The sequence below is a fragment of the Flagellimonas algarum genome (genome assembly GCF_040513375.1).
GTDB lineage: Bacteria > Bacteroidota > Bacteroidia > Flavobacteriales > Flavobacteriaceae > Flagellimonas_B > Flagellimonas_B algarum.
Window position 1 is genome coordinate 942,338 of the sequence record NZ_JBEVTG010000001.1, and the last position, 17,267, is coordinate 959,604.

Annotated in this window: 14 protein-coding genes; 3 read left to right on the top strand and 11 right to left on the bottom strand. The window is 47.0% G+C overall.

Translation table 11 applies throughout. From position 1 onward, the window contains the following. Positions 1-22 precede the first annotated feature (22 nt). Positions 23-2,230, bottom strand: coding sequence for a ribonuclease R (rnr, locus tag ABV409_RS04385; RefSeq protein ID WP_353876330.1), 2,208 nt, complete (start codon positions 2,228-2,230; stop codon positions 23-25). 566 nt (positions 2,231-2,796) lie between these two features. Between rnr and ABV409_RS04390 the strand changes: the two genes are divergently transcribed. Continuing rightward, complete coding sequence (locus ABV409_RS04390) at positions 2,797-3,228, top strand: RpiB/LacA/LacB family sugar-phosphate isomerase (protein WP_353876331.1); 432 nt, start codon at positions 2,797-2,799, stop codon at positions 3,226-3,228. Positions 3,229-3,236: 8 nt separating this feature from the next. After that, entirely contained in the window at positions 3,237-3,692 is a 456-nt protein-coding gene (locus ABV409_RS04395) for a GNAT family N-acetyltransferase (protein WP_353876332.1), read from the top strand. 14 nt (positions 3,693-3,706) lie between these two features. On the opposite strand, the gene dcm is transcribed toward ABV409_RS04395, so the two are convergent. The 9 genes from dcm to ABV409_RS04440 form a co-directional block, all read right to left on the bottom strand. Then, positions 3,707-4,927, bottom strand: a complete 1,221-nt coding sequence (dcm, locus tag ABV409_RS04400) for a DNA (cytosine-5-)-methyltransferase (protein ID WP_353876333.1) — start codon at positions 4,925-4,927, stop codon at positions 3,707-3,709. Between the two features lie 50 nt (positions 4,928-4,977). Then, positions 4,978-5,379 (bottom strand): EthD family reductase, encoded by a 402-nt coding sequence (locus ABV409_RS04405; RefSeq protein WP_353876334.1) that lies wholly within the window; start codon positions 5,377-5,379, stop codon positions 4,978-4,980. 141 nt (positions 5,380-5,520) lie between these two features. Further along, positions 5,521-6,078, bottom strand: coding sequence for a hypothetical protein (locus ABV409_RS04410; protein WP_353876335.1), 558 nt, complete (start codon positions 6,076-6,078; stop codon positions 5,521-5,523). 40 nt (positions 6,079-6,118) lie between these two features. Continuing rightward, a complete protein-coding gene (locus ABV409_RS04415; protein WP_353876336.1) occupies positions 6,119-6,883 on the bottom strand; it encodes a creatininase family protein in 765 nt (254 codons plus the stop codon). Between the two features lie 104 nt (positions 6,884-6,987). Beyond that, positions 6,988-8,613, bottom strand: coding sequence for a S41 family peptidase (locus ABV409_RS04420; RefSeq protein ID WP_353876337.1), 1,626 nt, complete (start codon positions 8,611-8,613; stop codon positions 6,988-6,990). Continuing rightward, on the bottom strand, positions 8,597-8,980 hold the full coding sequence (rnpA, locus tag ABV409_RS04425; RefSeq protein WP_353876338.1) for a ribonuclease P protein component: 384 nt from the start codon (positions 8,978-8,980) through the stop codon (positions 8,597-8,599). The genes ABV409_RS04420 and rnpA overlap by 17 nt, the downstream gene beginning before the upstream one ends. A 65-nt stretch (positions 8,981-9,045) precedes the next feature. Next, the gene (locus ABV409_RS04430; RefSeq protein WP_353876339.1) at positions 9,046-10,896 is read right to left on the bottom strand and encodes a M1 family metallopeptidase; all 1,851 of its coding nucleotides are present in this window, start codon (positions 10,894-10,896) and stop codon (positions 9,046-9,048) included. 5 nt (positions 10,897-10,901) lie between these two features. Next, positions 10,902-12,545, bottom strand: a complete 1,644-nt coding sequence (locus tag ABV409_RS04435) for a S8 family peptidase (protein ID WP_353876340.1) — start codon at positions 12,543-12,545, stop codon at positions 10,902-10,904. 32 nt (positions 12,546-12,577) lie between these two features. Further along, positions 12,578-13,438, bottom strand: coding sequence for an MBL fold metallo-hydrolase (locus ABV409_RS04440; RefSeq protein ID WP_353876341.1), 861 nt, complete (start codon positions 13,436-13,438; stop codon positions 12,578-12,580). Positions 13,439-13,605: 167 nt separating this feature from the next. On the opposite strand from ABV409_RS04440, the gene ABV409_RS04445 reads away from it, so the two are divergent. Beyond that, positions 13,606-15,441, top strand: coding sequence for a cation:proton antiporter (locus ABV409_RS04445; protein WP_353876342.1), 1,836 nt, complete (start codon positions 13,606-13,608; stop codon positions 15,439-15,441). On the opposite strand, the gene lepA is transcribed toward ABV409_RS04445, so the two are convergent. Then, positions 15,438-17,234 carry a translation elongation factor 4 gene (gene lepA / locus ABV409_RS04450; RefSeq protein WP_353876882.1) on the bottom strand — a complete coding sequence of 599 codons (1,797 nt, stop codon included), beginning with the start codon at positions 17,232-17,234 and terminating at the stop codon, positions 15,438-15,440. The genes ABV409_RS04445 and lepA overlap by 4 nt on opposite strands. Positions 17,235-17,267: the final 33 nt, after the last annotated feature.

Genomic DNA, 17,267 nt, shown 5'->3' on the forward strand with positions numbered 1-17,267 from the left:
AATTACCGTTTGATGAAGACGGTTACGCTTCCAAAACGACCGCTTCTCTTTTACCTACTAAGTTAAAATCAAGATGTCGCTTCACCAAATCGGTGTTCTTCACGGTAACGACCACTTCATCACCAAGTTGGTAGGTTTCTTTGAAACGTTCACCCACAATGGCATATTGTGAAGCGTCAAAGACGTAATAATCGTCTTTGATATCACGGATACGAACCATGCCCTCACATTTATTCTCAACGATTTCTACATAAATGCCCCATTCGGTAACCCCTGAAATAACGCCTACAAAGGTTTTATCAGCATGGCGTTCCATAAATCGGATTTGCATGTATTTAATGGAATCCCGCTCGGCACTGGCCGCTAACTGCTCCATTGAAGAAGCATGTTTGCACTTCTCTTCATAAAGCTGCTCATTAGGCGACTTTCCTTTGTCCAAATAATGCTGTAACAATCGGTGTACCATCACATCTGGATATCGGCGTATCGGTGAGGTAAAATGACTGTAATAATCGAAAGCGAGTCCGTAATGCCCGATATTGTCAGTGGTATACACTGCCTTGCTCATGCTCCGTATAGCCAAGGTATCTACCAAGTTCTGCTCCTTTTTTCCTTTAACATCCTTCAATAGTTTGTTTAAGGAAGCACTTACGTTTTCACGATTTCGAAGGTCGACCTGATGTCCGAATCTTGAGATGACCCCATTCAATGCCATGAGCTTTTCGATATCCGGCTCATCATGTACCCGATATATGAACGTTTTTTTAGGTACTTGTTTCCCGATATAGGCCGCCACTTTTTTATTGGCCAAGAGCATGAACTCCTCGATCAACTTATTGGCATCCTTGGCCTCTTTAAAATAAACCCCCTCGGGATCATTGTCGGCATTCAGATAAAATTTGACCTCGATCTTATCAAACGAAATCGCCCCGGATCCCATACGTTCCTTGCGCATGATCTTTGCCAAGGCATCCAATTTGGTGATGGCCGTAACGATACTTTCATCCACTTCATAGGCCGCTTTTCGTATGGAAATTTCTTTTGGGACGGTCCCTTTTCCTGTTTCGATGATGTGCTGTGCTTCTTCATAAGCGAAACGTTCGTTCGAATCGATGACCGTTCGCCCAAACCATTGGTTCACTATTTTCGCCTCCTTCGTTATTTCGAACACCGCTGAAAAGGTATATTTCTCCTCATTGGGCCGTAACGAACATACTTGATTCGATAACACTTCAGGAAGCATTGGGACCACTCTATCTACCAGATAAATCGAAGTCGCACGGTCAAAAGCTTCTTCGTCAAGTACGGAGCCTTCCTCTACATAATGGGAAACATCAGCGATATGGATTCCGACTTCGAAATTTCCATTTTCAAGAATTTCAAAAGATAGGGCATCATCAAAATCCTTCGCATCCTTGGGATCTATCGTAAAGGTCAAAACCTGGCGCATATCACGTCGCTTAGCGATCTCTTCGGGTCGAATCGACATGTCAATGGTTTTGGTATACGCTTCCACTTCATGTGGAAATTCATAGGGCAACCCATATTCGGCAAGGATGGCATGCATCTCCGTTTGATGATCTCCCGGTCTTCCCAAAACCTCCAAAACCGAACCATAGGGTGAATCGGCATCATCAGGCCACATTCCCAAAGCAACGAGTACCTTATCGCCATCTTTGGCTTTATTCAGCTTTTCAATAGGAACGAAAATATCGGTATACATCCGACTGTCCATCGGCCGAATAAATGCGAAGGTTTTTTGTTTATCGACAATACCTACATAGTTCTCCTTTTTCCGCTCTAAGACCCTTTTGACGATACCTTCTTGACGTTTCGAACCCCGCTTTTGTTTAATCTGTACTTCGACGCGATCTCCATGAAAGGCCCTGTTCAAGTCCGAAGCGGCGATGAAAACGTCATTTTCCACTCCTTCTGCAACCAGATAGGCATTTCCACTTGAAGTGAGATCGATGACGCCTTCCAAGACCGGCGCGGAACTGGCTGCTTTCATAAATTTTCCACGTTCGACTTCAATGATCCGCTTTTTTTGTTTCAACTGCCCCAGCTTTTTGATTATGGCGTTTCGGTCCTTAGTATCCCGAATACCCAATTGGGAGGCCAGTTGCTTGTAGTTATAGCTTTTCGAGGGATTCTTCTCAAGAATAGTGAAGATCCCTTTCGTTATTTCATTACTGCGCTGGCTCTTGGCCCTGCGTTTCTTTTTAGACATGGGCGAAAATTACAAATTAAAATCCACCTCGCGGGCTGAATCGTCAGGGTTGCCAACAGATATAAACAATACATAACAATCCTTTTTTTTCTTTTTTAAAATTTTAATAAAATGATAATGATTATGGTGTGTTGATAAATGGAATAAGTTTTTGGAGTTTTATTTGTTTTGAACGATCAAGAGATTTTATCTACCGATTGTGAATTGTATTCCATCCTCATGATGAAGCAGATAGCGAACTTATAAACATCCTTTCATAAGTTCGATCAACAACTTTTTTGTGATAAGTAAAAGTGTATTTGGTGTTAGCTAACCCCTTATCGTGTTTGATAAAACCATGGAAATTCATGAGATTTCCGTTTGAAGATTCCCAAGATGTTTCTTATTGGGAATATCGATTGAAAAATCAAAATAAATCCATGAAGGGTTTTCCGCTGATTGTCCACAAATGGTACAATTTCATAAAATGTTGATTCTAAAAGTTTTACTGGTTTTTGTTTTTGCTTATCAACAAGGCCCATTCAAAAGAATCGTACCTTTGAAATTACCGAACCAAAATGAACACCATGAAAATAGCTATAGGCAATGACCATGCCGGCACCGAATACAAATTGGCGATTGTTGGTCTTTTGAAATCAAAGGGTATTGAAGTGACCAATTATGGTACCGATGGTACGGATAGTGTTGATTATCCGGATTTTGTACATCCGGTAGCCAATGATGTCGCTTCGGGCGCAGTGGACTTTGGAATCGTTATCTGTGGTAGTGGAAACGGAGCCTCGATGACCATTAACAAACATCAAATGGTTCGAGGCGCTTTGTGTTGGAGCAAGGAAATCACCGCTTTGGCCAGAGAGCACAACGATGCGAATATCCTAAGTCTTCCAGCACGCTTTATCGCTTTACCCCAAGCGCTTGAAATGGTCGAAACTTTTTTAAAGACCGAATTCGAAGGTGGTAGGCATGAAAGAAGGATCGAAAAGATTCCTTGTCAGTAATTCATGAAATGAAAATAAGGGTACGAAAATTCAATGAATTGAGTACATCGGAATTGTATCAAGTATTGCAATTGCGCAGCGCGGTATTTGTAGTGGAACAGCAATGTATTTATCAAGATGTTGATGGTAAGGACCAAAAAGCCCATCATGTAATGGTTGAAATAGATGGTAAGGTGGTCGGCTACACGCGGATTTTCGAGCCTGGCGATTATTTCGAAAATACCAGTATAGGTAGGGTAGTCGTTGAAAAGGACAAACGTGCATTGGGCCTCGGGGTCGATTTGATGCAAGCTTCGATAACCTATATCGAAACGGAGCTGCAACAAGGGGTAATTGAACTCTCTGCCCAGACGTATCTTAAGCGGTTTTACAATGACTTAGGGTTCAAAGTAGTCGGTGAAGGATATTTGGAAGACGGTATTCCGCATATCAAAATGATTCGGAAAACCCCTATTTCAGCTTAATATTCTTCTAAAATTTACCGTTGCGTTTGATCGTATAAGCTTCTACCGATACGTTCGACAATACCCACGACCAGGGCATTCCCCATAAAAAACGCCCTTTTGGCATCGGAAACCCCTTTCAAGGCCGTATGATCATCAGGAAACATGTTGAGTCTTTCCAATTCTACAGGAGTGAGCCTTCGTAACCCTTTGGAGGTATTGACCACATGTTTAAATCGTGAAGGGGTACGTCCTCCTTCACCGGTGATGATGGTTCGTGAGGGTTGATCCAAAGCATCGGGGAAGACCATACTTCCCTCACTATACGTATACTTGAATCCTGATGATGAAGTGCGGGTTTCTTTTTTGGCCCCTTTCAGGTATTTCCACTTATCGATATCCTCTATGGGAATATAAAAAGCTTCATCGACCTTGTTTACCAATACATCCCCTAAATCGGTCCGATTTCCAGAATGATTGGCTTCCGCTTGCATGGTGGTTATGCGCCCCTCGAAACAGAGCCCGGCATTTAGAAAGGGGGATAACCCCTGTTCAAGATTAAAGGTATTCGAAAGGGTCACCAAATCACCATCCAAAGCGAAGGCGTTTTTTTTCTTGTGTTCCCCTTTAATTGGCAGGGCATTGGCCAACACCCCTTGGTGTTCGATCCATTCAGTGGTATGGGCTGATACGCTCTTGAATATTTTGGTGCTGTTATGATAGGCAACGATAAACACCCGTCTTCTTCGTTGTGGCATGCCGTAATCGGCCGCATTAATAACGCGCCATTCCACAGCATAGCCCAAATCGACCAAACTGCGTAACATAATCGCAAAATCACGACCGCGTTGTTGGGCAGGTGATTTTAAAAGACGATCAACGTTTTCAAGGATAAGGTATTTGGGCTTGGTCTTTTTTTCGTCTAAAATGCGATGGATCGACCACCATAGTACTCCTTTTTTCCCCAGAAGACCTTTGGAACTCTTCAAGGTATTCGCTACGGAATAATCTTGACAAGGAAACCCCCCTACCAATACATCATGATCGGGAATTTCGGCGGTGGGCACGTTTTCGATATTGCCATTCGTGTGGCCTTTTGAGCCAAAACGAGCCTCGTATACCCATGAGGCATGCTGTGCTTTTGTAGAAGGCTCCCACTGGTTGCTCCAAACCACTTCAAACCCCCCGGAATTTTCCAATCCCAGGCGAAAACCACCGACACCCGCAAAAAGTTCGCAAACCTTGAATTTTCGCATGCTTAAAAATAGGGAGTTCCCCCCATTAATTCGAGGTTAAGGTTGCTGATTTATCGAACGACTTCGCTGATCAGCACTATGGGTTGGATGTTGGTATAATTAGGGATGTCCCCAACGATTTGGGCCGCGTTGGGCCCGAAGGCATTTTCATAATCTGCCAACGAATCAAAATAAAAGTACCCAGCAGCTAAGAACGGTACCGGTTCTTCAGGGGTACGACCGGCCATACCCTTATCGATCTGCATCATTTTCAGCGCATCACCGAAAAGGGATGCCGCCATGGGCATGTGTTTGGTGGCATAATACTCCATATCGAAGGTTTTGCCTTCCCCGTTGGGATAAAGAATGGCTACTTTCACCATTCCTTTCTTGGGCATCTCGTCTTGGGCCCGTACCGAAGTGACCAGCATTAAAGCGAAAACGGCGCCTAATAACAGTTTGGAAATTTGCATAACTATTGGTTTAGAAGGTGTTAGACTTATAAAAATAGGTTTCTATTGAAACTAAGGGGTACTACTAGTCTGAATTAACCAGAAATTAACAGCAGCCGGGCACCCCGTAATTCACGCTCAGCAATGGCAATGGTGGTTGGATTAGTTTAAGGGGATGGATATACCGAAAGCGACCGCCCCACCGAATTGTTCTACACTAGGATGGAAAAAATAAGTCAAGGCAAAATCAATACCTCGTCTTGGGCCGAGTTCAAAACCGAGGGTTGCGGGAATATGTAGGATGGGCCCGCTTTTATCGATATTGGCAAACGGCGTGATAGTTTCAAAGGTCCCGATCGAAACCCCGACCCCACCTTCAAGATATGGAGCGAACCATTTTATAGGCGCCCGGATCCTTGCCTTAGCACCGACCAAGGCCGCATTGGTAGTGGCACGAAACCCGTCATCATCATCACTGGTGAGCAATACCGCCAGGTAGGGCCTGAACTCGGCCCAAGACCGCAAAGGCATCACATACTCGCCTTGTAGAAAAAAACCTTCGCCGGTAGCATCGACATCGTCATAGGGCACGCTAAGCCCATAGCCAATGGTCAGGTCGATAGCTCTGGCTCCATAGGTTTGTGCGCTGACATTCTTGGTTATCAGACTTAACACGACAATGGCGGATAGTAATAAGAATCGCCTGGTCTTTTGTGTCATTTTATGACTGCTTAGCCATATTTTGGGATTGCAACACGATTTATTCATAAAGTGATTCGGTATCGGTGGTGGCCAATTGATGAAACAGTCCTCCAAGCTTTTTACATATCGCTTCGAAGTATTGTCTTCCTTTTGTTGCAGTCGCCGCATTCGGGTTTCCGATGCCCGTATCTTGGCTGACTTTTGACCACGGTCTTTCCGCCCATGCCCAACCTTCGGTAAAGGCCTGTATTTTGTTCTTTTTTTCAGCGCCATCTCCCCATCTTTCTTTAGGTAATACCAATTGTGGGGCCAGATGGAGGACCAAGCTGGTTTCCAATTCTCCCGCATGATCCCCAGGGGTCTCGAAATACGCTTTCGTATCGACCACATGGATCCACTCCACCACACAGAGGAACATCTTGGGAAATTGTAGGCCTAATTCCCTTATGATCGCCTTCCAGTTATTACCTCCATGGCTGTTCAATAAAACGAACTTGTGCACCCCTTGACGTTCAAGAACGGTTATCACGTCTTTCAGAATGGCCATTTGCGTGCTGGGGTTGAGGTTCATGTCGAAACGGATATCGGCCTGGCCCGTATTCACTCCGAAGGGAATGGTCGGTAATACCATGATCTTGGCCCCAAGCTCCCAAGCGATGCGCCCGGCTTCTTCAGCGATTGCCGTTCCTTCAATAACATCCGTAGCATAAGGCAAATGGTAATTATGGGCCTCGGTCGCCCCCCAGGGCAAAATTGCCAGATCGAATCGAGCATCTGAAAGATGCTCCCAATTGGTATCGGCAAGAACGTAAGGTCGGATCATCGGTATTTTCACGGTTGCAACGGCCCAAATGCTATGAGGGCCCTTATCGGCAGTTGGAAGATACTAAAATTCGGGCGCTCCGTGATTCGCCCCGTTGAAAAGGATTATTTTAAAATCGCGCGGTATTTTGGGTCGTCGTCCATCAAGCTGACCGCGGTCAGGATCGCCTCATCGTTTTTCAATTGATAGCGATACAGGCCATCACGGTAGAAATAACGCTTGACCAATTCATCGGTCAATTGCTTTGATATTTCACTCTTAAAAGTATTCAAGGCATTGATCTTACCCCGGTTGACCGCCAGTAAAAGCTCTTTGTATTGATTTTGCACCTCTTGCCCTAGAAGACTGTCATCACTATTCAGACTTTCTTCAAGTAGTTTTTCGGTTTCCGTTTGAAATGTGAAATCGGCCCTACGGGCAAAATCGACAAATTTCGAATAGTCGCTATCGCCGAAGTCGAAACCATCCAAATCAGTGACTTGGTTGTCGTAGTAATAGGTCGTTGCAAAATCAAAGATCACATTGTTCTGACCCAAAGCGTCGATCAAGGAATTGGTGCGTAGCGATGCGATTTCAATGTCGGGAACGACCCCGCCACCATCTTTAACAGTGCGCCCATTTCGGGTCTTGAACTCATTGAATTGGGTGTTGCGCACGGCATTGCCCGATTCATCGCGGTTCCAATAATCCAACGACTGGATGCATCTTCCCGATGGGGTATAATAACGTGAAATAGTTACTTTCAACTGGGTGCCATAGGTAAGTTTCAACGGCCGTTGTACCAGCCCTTTTCCGAAACTTCGCGCTCCCATGACCACGGCACGATCGAGATCTTGAAGTCCACCCGAAACGATTTCACTGGCCGAGGCACTATTGCCATTGACCAAGACCACCAATGGGATTTCGAGGTCGACCGCCTTGTTCTTTGTTTTGTATTCTTGATTGAATTTTTTGACTTTCGATTTGGTCGTCACGATGAGTTCGCCTTTGGGTACGAATAGGTTGGTCACATTGATGGCTTCGGAAAGCAGTCCGCCCGGATTGCCCCGAAGATCTAAAATCAAACGTTCGGCACCTTGACCTTTCAAATCGATGATGGCCGCTTTGGTCTGTCCGGAAGCTTTTCTATTAAAGCGAGAGAGGACGATATACCCCGTTTTTTCATCAGCCATGCCGTAAAAGGGCACCGCGTCGACCTCAACCCCTTCGCGCTCGATAGTCGCTGTTTGGGTCTTGCCTTGCCTTTTAAACACCACGCTGACCGAGGTGTTGTTGGCCCCTTTCAGCAGCTCACTGGCGTTATCGTCGAAATCGGCCACTTTGATATCCCCGATTTGAACGATTTCATCACCGGCCTTTAAACCGGCCTTGTCTGCCGGATATCCTTGGTAGGGTTCGACAAGCAACAACCGATCGGGATAGGAGCGCACCAAGGCACCGATGCCCGAATACTCACCTGCATTGTTGATTTTGTATTCCTCCACGTCTTGCTCGTTCAAGAATTTGGTATAGGGATCCAATTCATTGAGCATGTTCTTGATCGCGGAATCCATCAGTTCTGCCGGATTGGTTTCATCGACGTAGTTCATATTCAATTCCTTGAACAGGGTGGTGAAGATTTCGATCTGTTTGGCGATTTCGAAAAAATCACTTTTAAACCCACTCCCGACCATCAAAAAGGCGACTGCCACGATGGGAACCAAAACCTGTTTCCTAAGCAATTGTTTCATCCGCTTGTGCTTTAAACTTTTCTAAGACCTCTTTAAAGGCACCGTCCAAGATGTCATAAGAGGGCATTTTTCTTCCAAGGTATAAAATCAGAAACGCATAATTTCCCTCAATGTTGTTAAAAATAAGGGGCTTGTTCAGGCGATAAGCTTCGCGCAACAACCGTTTGATGCGATTTCGATCGACCGCTTTCCGGAACCGTCTTTTCGGAGCCGAAACGGCCACTTTGATCGGCACTTCCGAAAAAGCGTCGGTCTTGAGATAATGGAGCTTGATGGGAAATACGGTTATCGAGGCTCCTTCATTGAATAATTTTTCAAAAAGCACCTTGCTTTTGAGCCGCTCATTGGATTTAAAAGTCAACCGCATCCGCTAAAAATAAAAAAACCCCGTGGAACATAGCCACGGGGTCGGTGTTCTTGTTTCGTTATGGCTTAAGGCTGCCATGCATTGTTGCTTCGATCGATATCGGCCATCAAAAGCGAAGGGTCGATGGACACCCCCTTGAGCTGATCGATCGGTTTGTCGATGATCAATTCATAAGTGGGGTTGGCCCAAGCCCAGTCGTCGGCCACGGTTCGCGAAAATTGCGGATAGGGGTTTTCCTTTTCACCCCGCATCATGCGCAAGGGCACATAATAAGTTTCCGCATTACCGGCGGTATCCACAATCAAGATATCCAATGGCATGGGCATCTGACCGACACGTTCCATGACGATTTTCGTCTGATCGCCTTGGGCGACCACTTCCTTGATCCCATAGTCTATGGTATTGGTGGTCTGCGTCCAATCCGTTAGGTACCAGTCCAACTCCATTCCCGAGACCTTTTCCGCGGTTCTTTTGATATCGTTGGGAACCGGGTGCTTGAATTGGAAATCCTTATAGTATTTGCGAATGGTCTGCATCAGCTTGTCCTGTCCGATGATGTACCCGAGTTGCGACAAGAAAATGGCTCCCTTGCTGTAGGCCGCGGCGCCATAGGCGAAATTCAATTCGTACCGGTCAGAATGGGTGGTCTGTGGCTGTTCGCGCCCTGATTTGACCAAGGAGAAATAGCTGCGATACGACCCCTCGAACGGGTTCTCTTTTTCTTGTTGCATGATTTCGTTCATACAGAGGCTGCTGATAAAGGAGGTGAAGCCTTCATCCATCCAAGAGTATTTCGATTCGTTGGTGGCCAAAACATGTTGAAACCAAGAATGCGCCATTTCGTGGACCATGACACCAACGAGGCTAGAGAACGTGCGTTCTCCGGTAATCAAGGTGCTCATAGCATATTCCATGCCCCCATCGCCCCCTTGAACGACCGAATATTGATCGTAAGGATAACGGCCGATGTTCTTATTGAAAAACTCCATGGCCGCAACGGTTTTGGGCTGTAGGTTTTTCCAATTTTCGAGCAAGGTGTCTTTGTTCTTATAGAAAAAATGTAAGGTAGGCCCATCTTCCATTTGAACCGAATCGTGGATATACTCAGGATCGGCACCCCACATAAAATCATGTACCATAGGCGCTTTGAAATGCCAGGTCAAGGTTTTTCCTTTTCGTTTGACCTTGGTGCCCGGGCTTTCATAGCCGTGTCCGATTTCATTCGGGTTTTGCAAATAGCCCGTACCCCCGACGATATAGTCTTTGTCTAAAGTGAGTTTGACATCGAAGTTGCCCCACACCCCATGAAACTCCCTGGCGATGTAAGGATTCGGATGCCAACCTTCGAAGTCGTATTCGGCCATTTTAGGATACCATTGGCTCATTGAGAGCGCAACGCCTTCTTTACTGTTTCGCCCCGAACGACGGATTTGTAACGGCACCTGTCCGGTGAAGTCCATTTCGAAGGTGGTCTTTTTGCCGGGCAGGATGGGTTGGGCAAGGTCTACCACCAAAATGGTACCTTCTTCACTGAATTGAACGGGCGCCCCGTCTTGGGTAAGGCTGGTGGCGTGCAAATGCCCCATTTCATCGGGCGCCAAGGAGGCGATACGACTTTGACCGTCTTGCATCATCCTTCGATCACCGTCCTTGATATTTTGCAGGCGTACATCCATTTGGCTGCCTGGCTGAAACGCATTGAAATAAAGGTGGTAATAGACCCGGTTTAGGGTGTCGGGCGAATGGTTGGTATAAACCAATTGCTGGGTTCCCGAATAGGTGTAGTCGGTGACATCCATGGTGACATCCATGGTGTAATCCACGTGTTGTTGCCAGTATCCATTATTGTTTTGGGCGATTAAAGAGCCCAGTCCGAACAAGAGTCCGAATACCAACCTTTTGACAATTCTGATCATGATGGTTATTCTGCGTTAAAATCCAATGTTTTCTTTCCTTTGGCGATGCTTTCTGCCAACAACAGGGCGTTATAGGCGTTGGCCATCTTTCCTGATTTCGAGATTTCGGTGAACCGTCTCGCTTTAGAGGGATCACCGGCCAACATCACTGAAGCCTTTGAGGTCAAACCCGATTGCATGATGACTTTTTTGACCTGGACCGCCGAAAGCGAAGGGTAGTAGGAGCGGATCAATGCGGCAATTCCCGCAACGGCAGGGGCCGCCATCGAAGTACCCCCTTGAAACTCGTAACTATTATTCGGCATGGTCGAATAGATATCATCGCCAGGGGCATACACATCGACGTTTTCTTGGCCGTAATTCGAAAAAGTAGCCACCATTTTCGACCCGTAAGACGGGGCCAAGGCCCCAACGGTCAATACATTGTTCGAGAATTCGACTCCTTTGTACTTATGATCGTTCGGGAAATTCGGGTTGGCCGAATCGTCTAGGTCATTGCCGTCGTTTCCGGCCGCATGTACGATCAATACGTCATTGGCTGCGGCGTATTTGATGGCTTCATACACCCATTCGGCATTCGGGGAATACGATTTTCCGAAACTGCAATTGATGATCTTGGCACCATTGTCGACGGCATAACGGATACCGAGGGCGATGTCTTTATCGTATTCGTCACCATTGGGCACCGCCCTGATACTCATCAATTCGACGTTTTTGGCCACGCCGTTGATTCCTTTTCCATTGTTGCGCTCCGCGGCGATGATCCCAGCGACATGGGTGCCGTGGCTCTCTTCCTCGATACGGTTCTTTGGGTTTCCGTTGCCGTAGCCCCGACTGTTGAAGTTATAGGGCTCGTCACCGACGACACTGCGGCCGTCAAACGATTTGTTGAGGTTGTAATTGGCCCTTTCGGAATAATACAGAATACCGTCTTTGAGATCGTCGAGTACGGCATCGATGGTTTCGGCATATTGATACATTTGTGATAATACCGCCACGTGCTGTTGCATCTGATCGGTCTTGGGCTCGATGCCCATCACGTCTTCTTTGGTGTAGCTCGATTTACCGAGCTCCTTTTTCACTGCTTCGTCGGCGCTTTTGACAACCTGAAGGATCTGTTCGTACTGCTGTTTGTTTTGAACGGCCTGCGGATACTCCTTATCCAGTTCGATCTGTGCCTTTGCCCTAGTGGCGGCATCGCCGATACCTAAACGTAGCATCCGGGCGTATTCCAATTGTTCGTTGTACGATTCCCCTAAGAAATTATACCCATGGATGTCGTCGATATAGCCATTGCCATCATCGTCCTTGCCATTGTTCGGGCGTTCGCCTTTGTTGGTCCAAAGCACATCATCAAGATCTTCATGTTCGAGATCCATCCCTGAATCCAAAACGGCCACGATTACGGTCTGCCCTTTTTTGGCGCCGATGATTTCGTTATAGGCCTTGTCGATACTCATCCCCGGAATGGTGTCCGAGACCAAATCGGCATGTCCCCAAGCTTTTTTCTCCGCGGAGGTCAGCTCGGCAATTTTTAGCGGCACCGTATCGATGTTGGCTACTGGGGTTGACACCAAGGTGGTGGCCCCACAGCCGACCAAAAACAAACTACTGCAAATCAGGATACCTAAAGAATTCATTCGTACCATACTATCGGTATTTTTGAAAATTAACTTCGTTGTCAATTGAATATTTCGTTAAATCGGAACAATTCGTCCAAGCGCACCCCTTTTTCCGTTTTTTTCAGGCTGCAGAGCTCATTATGGGCATCGTGCTCAAAAAACAGTAAAAGGTCTTTTTCGACCGCATTTTCAAGAAATACGGCCTTTTCTTCCAAAGTTTTTAGCGGTCGGGTATCGTAACCCATGACATAGGGTAGTGGAATATGGCCCACGGTCGGCACCAAATCGGCCATAAAGACCAAGGTTTTGCCTTGATAGACGATGTGGGGCAACATTTGCTTTTCGGTATGTCCATCAACAAACAGGATGCCAAAACCCAGTTCGCTCGCTTCAATAAAGTCCGACCCCCCTCTCTCGATAAATCGCAGTTGTCCGCTTGCCTCCATCGGCTCGAGGTTTTCCTTTAAGAACGACGCCTTTTCGCGGGCGTTGGGCTGCATCGCCCATTTCCAATGCGCTTCGTTCGTCCAATAGGTGGCGTTGGCAAAGGCGGGCTCATACCCGGTTCTGTCTTTGTTCCATTGTACACTGCCCCCACAATGGTCGAAATGCAAATGGGTCATGAAGACATCGGTAACGTCGTCGGCATGGAAACCGAGTTCACGTAATGATTTGTCCAAAGTAAAAGGACCCCAACGGTGGTAGTGGTTGAAAAACTTATCGGACTGCTTGTTGCCGAGCCCGGTATCGATCAAGATCAATCGACCCCCGTCTTCGATCAAAAGACTTCTGGCGGCGATGTCGATCATATTTTTGTCGTCGGCCGGATTGGTGCGAGACCAAAGCGATTTGGGCACCACGCCGAACATGGCCCCACCATCGAGCTTAAAATTTCCGGTTTCAACAGGGTATATGGTCATCAAAAGGAAAATGCGGCGCAAAATAAGAAAAGCACGCTGTAATCCCTTTAAACACATCGGATTATTAGCCGTATTTTAACAAAACAACTACAAAATCACTGATGCGACCGAAGCGAAAAACCGCATTTTTTTTGAAATAAAAACAGTATTTTTCCAAAAAAAGAGAGATGCTCGAACTTGCTGGTATCATTATTCTCGGGATCATCGCCCAATGGATGGCTTGGCGCTTGAAATTGCCGGCGATCTTGCCGTTGATCCTTATCGGCCTGTTGGTTGGCCCGATCGCCACTTTGTATACCGAAGACGGTTCGAAACTCATCGAACCGATTTGGAACGGTACCAAGGGTCTTTTTCCCGGCGAAGGATTGTATTATTTCGTTTCCTTGGCGATCAGCATCATCCTGTTCGAAGGGGGGCTCACCTTAAAGCGGTCCGAAATCAAGAACGTCGGTCCGGTCATTACCAAACTGATTACCCTGGGATCGACCGTCACCTTTTTCGGGGCCGGGGTTGCCGCACATTATATTTTCGGATTGAGCTGGCAGATTTCTTTTTTGTTCGCCGCCTTGATCATTGTGACCGGCCCAACGGTAATCACTCCTATTTTGCGGAACATCCCCTTGAAAAAGGATGTTTCGGCGGTTTTGAAATGGGAGGGTATCCTGATCGACCCCATCGGGGCCTTGGTCGCGGTTTTGGTCTTTGAGTTCATCAGTGTCGGAGAAGGAAGTGCTTTTACCAAAACGGCTTTGATCGAATTCGGAAAGATCCTGCTTTTCGGCACCACCTTCGGATTCACTTTCGCCCATGCCTTGGCTTTTGCGATTCGAAAGAACCTGATCCCGCATTACCTGATGAACGTGGTATCACTCTCCGTGGTCTTACTGGTTTTTGTGGAGTCCGACATTTTTGCCCATGAATCGGGCCTTTTGGCGGTTGTAGTCATGGGGATGGTCTTAGGGAATATGAATCTTCCGAACCTGAAGGAATTGTTGTATTTCAAGGAATCCTTGAGTGTACTGCTCATCTCGATCTTATTTATCTTATTGGCCGCCAATATCAACATCAGTGACCTCGAGTTGTTATACAACTGGAAAACGGCATTGCTCTTTGCCTCGGTGGTCTTCATCATCAGGCCGCTGGGGGTCTTCTTAAGTACCCAGGGGTCCGGTCTCAAACTCAATGAAAAGATGTTCATCGGTTGGGTAGGCCCAAGGGGTATCGTGGCTGCGGGGATCGCTTCGCTTTTTGGATCTAAATTGTTGGTCAAAGGGGAGCCTGGCGCGGAGTACATCACCCCCCTGGTCTTTATGATCGTTTTAGGTACGGTACTCTTAAATGCGACCACCGCCCGGGTTTTCGCCCGGATCGTCGGGGTCTTCCTTTCGAAATCGGAGGGAATCCTTATCATCGGCGCCTCGAAAGTTTCGCGATTGATCGCCAGTTATTTAAAAAAGAACAACCGTCATGTAGTACTGATCGATAACAACCAGGCCAATATCGACATGGCGTCGAAGTTGGGCATCGAGGCCATGACCGCGAACATCTATTCCGATACGCTGACCGATAATATCGAACTCAATGACATGGGTTATTTGATGGCTTTGACGGGCAACTCGGACCTCAATAAGTTCGCGATCAACAAATTCCAGAAACAGTTCGGTGAAAACGGCGCCTATCGCTTGGTGAACCCCGACGAAATGAACGACCCCGACAACAACCCGGAAGATGCGGTCTTTTCACATACCGATGACTTTATCAAATTGATGGATGCAGTACGTAAGTACCCCTCGATCAACGAGATCGATATTAAAGACAAGGCGCATTTCGATCGCCTGATCGAGATGACCGAGAAAGACAATGACATCATTCCGGTCTTCATCAAGGAGCCCAATGGCGATATCAAGATTTTACCGGCCGATAGCAAGGCGTATGTCTTGAACGGAGAAGGGTATCAATTGGCCTATTTGGGGAAGGTGTTCGATTTTGACGACGACAATTAGTCGTTCAGCTTCAACACCGCCATAAAGGCTTGTTGCGGGATTTCGACGTTACCGACCTGGCGCATCCGTTTCTTTCCCTTTTTCTGCTTTTCCAAAAGCTTTCGTTTCCGTGAGATATCCCCACCATAACATTTGGCGGTCACATCTTTTCGTAAGGCTTTGATGGTTTCTCGGGATATGATCTTGGAACCGATAGCCGCCTGAATCGGGATATCGAACTGTTGGCGCGGAATCAACTCTTTCAGTTTTTCACACATCTTTTTGCCAATGGTGTGGGCGTTGTCAAAGTGCACCAGTGCCGACAAGGCATCAACGGGCTGGGCGTTGAGAAGGATATCGACCCGCACCAATTTCGATACCCGCATACCGATCGGCGCATAGTCAAAAGAGGCATATCCTTTGGATACCGTTTTTAAACGGTCGTAGAAATCGAAGACGATCTCGGCCAAGGGCATGTCAAAGGTCAGCTCGACCCGTTCGGTGGTCAAATAGGTCTGATTGGTGATCTGGCCCCGTTTGTCAATACACAACGACATCACGTTGCCCACAAAATCGGACTTGGTGATGATCGTCGCTTTAATATACGGCTCTTCCACCCGATCTACGGTCGATGGGTCGGGCAAATCGGAGGGGTTGTTGACGATCACGATTTCGTCCGTATGCTTGGTCGTAAACGCGTGGTAACTTACGTTGGGTACCGTGGTGATCACGGTCATGTCGAATTCACGTTCCAATCGCTCCTGAATGATCTCCATATGCAACATCCCCAAGAATCCACATCGAAACCCGAATCCGAGGGCGGCACTACTCTCCGGGGTGAAGACCAAAGAGGCATCGTTCAGTTGCAGTTTTTCCATGGAAGAACGCAATTCCTCGAAATCTTCGGTATCTACCGGATAGATGCCCGCAAAAACCATCGGCTTCACATCCTCGAAGCCCGCAATGGCACTTTCCGATGGGTTTTCGGCCAGGGTAATGGTGTCGCCCACCTTGACTTCCCGCGCATCTTTGATACCGGTGATCAAGTAACCGACATCACCCGTTGAAATTTTCGGTTTGGGCAATTGGTTCAGCTTGAGGGTTCCGATTTCATCGGCGAAATAACTTTTACCTGTGGCCATAAAGGTGATTTTCTGACCTTTTTTCAGGGCGCCGTTCAAAATCCTAAAATAGGTTTCCACACCGCGAAACGGGTTATAAACCGAGTCAAAGACCAATGCTTGAAGTGGGGCGTCGACCGCTCCTTCGGGTGCTGGGACCCGTTCGATTATCGCATTGAGAATGGCTTCGATTCCGATTCCTGTCTTGGCACTGGCCGGAATGACCTCTTCGGGATCACAGCCCAATAGGTCGACAATATCGTCAGTGACCTCTTCCGGGTTGGCACTGGGCAAATCGACCTTGTTCAGTACGGGAATGATCTCCAAGTCGTTCTCAAGGGCCAAATAGAGGTTTGAAATCGTCTGTGCTTGAATGCTCTGAGCGGCGTCTACGACCAACAGGGCCCCTTCACAGGCCGCGATGGAGCGTGAGACCTCATAGGAGAAATCAACGTGGCCGGGGGTGTCGATCAAATTCAACACATATTCCTGGCCCTCATGCACATATTCCATTTGAATGGCGTGGCTTTTTATGGTAATGCCCCGTTCGCGTTCGAGATCCATGCTGTCGAGCAGCTGATCTTGTTTCTCACGTTCCGAAACAGCGCCGGTAAAATCAAGCAATCGATCGGCAAGGGTACTTTTACCGTGATCGATATGGGCAATAATGCAAAAGTTTCTGATGTTCTTCATCGACATAGGCTCAGGGGTATGGCAATTATCCTA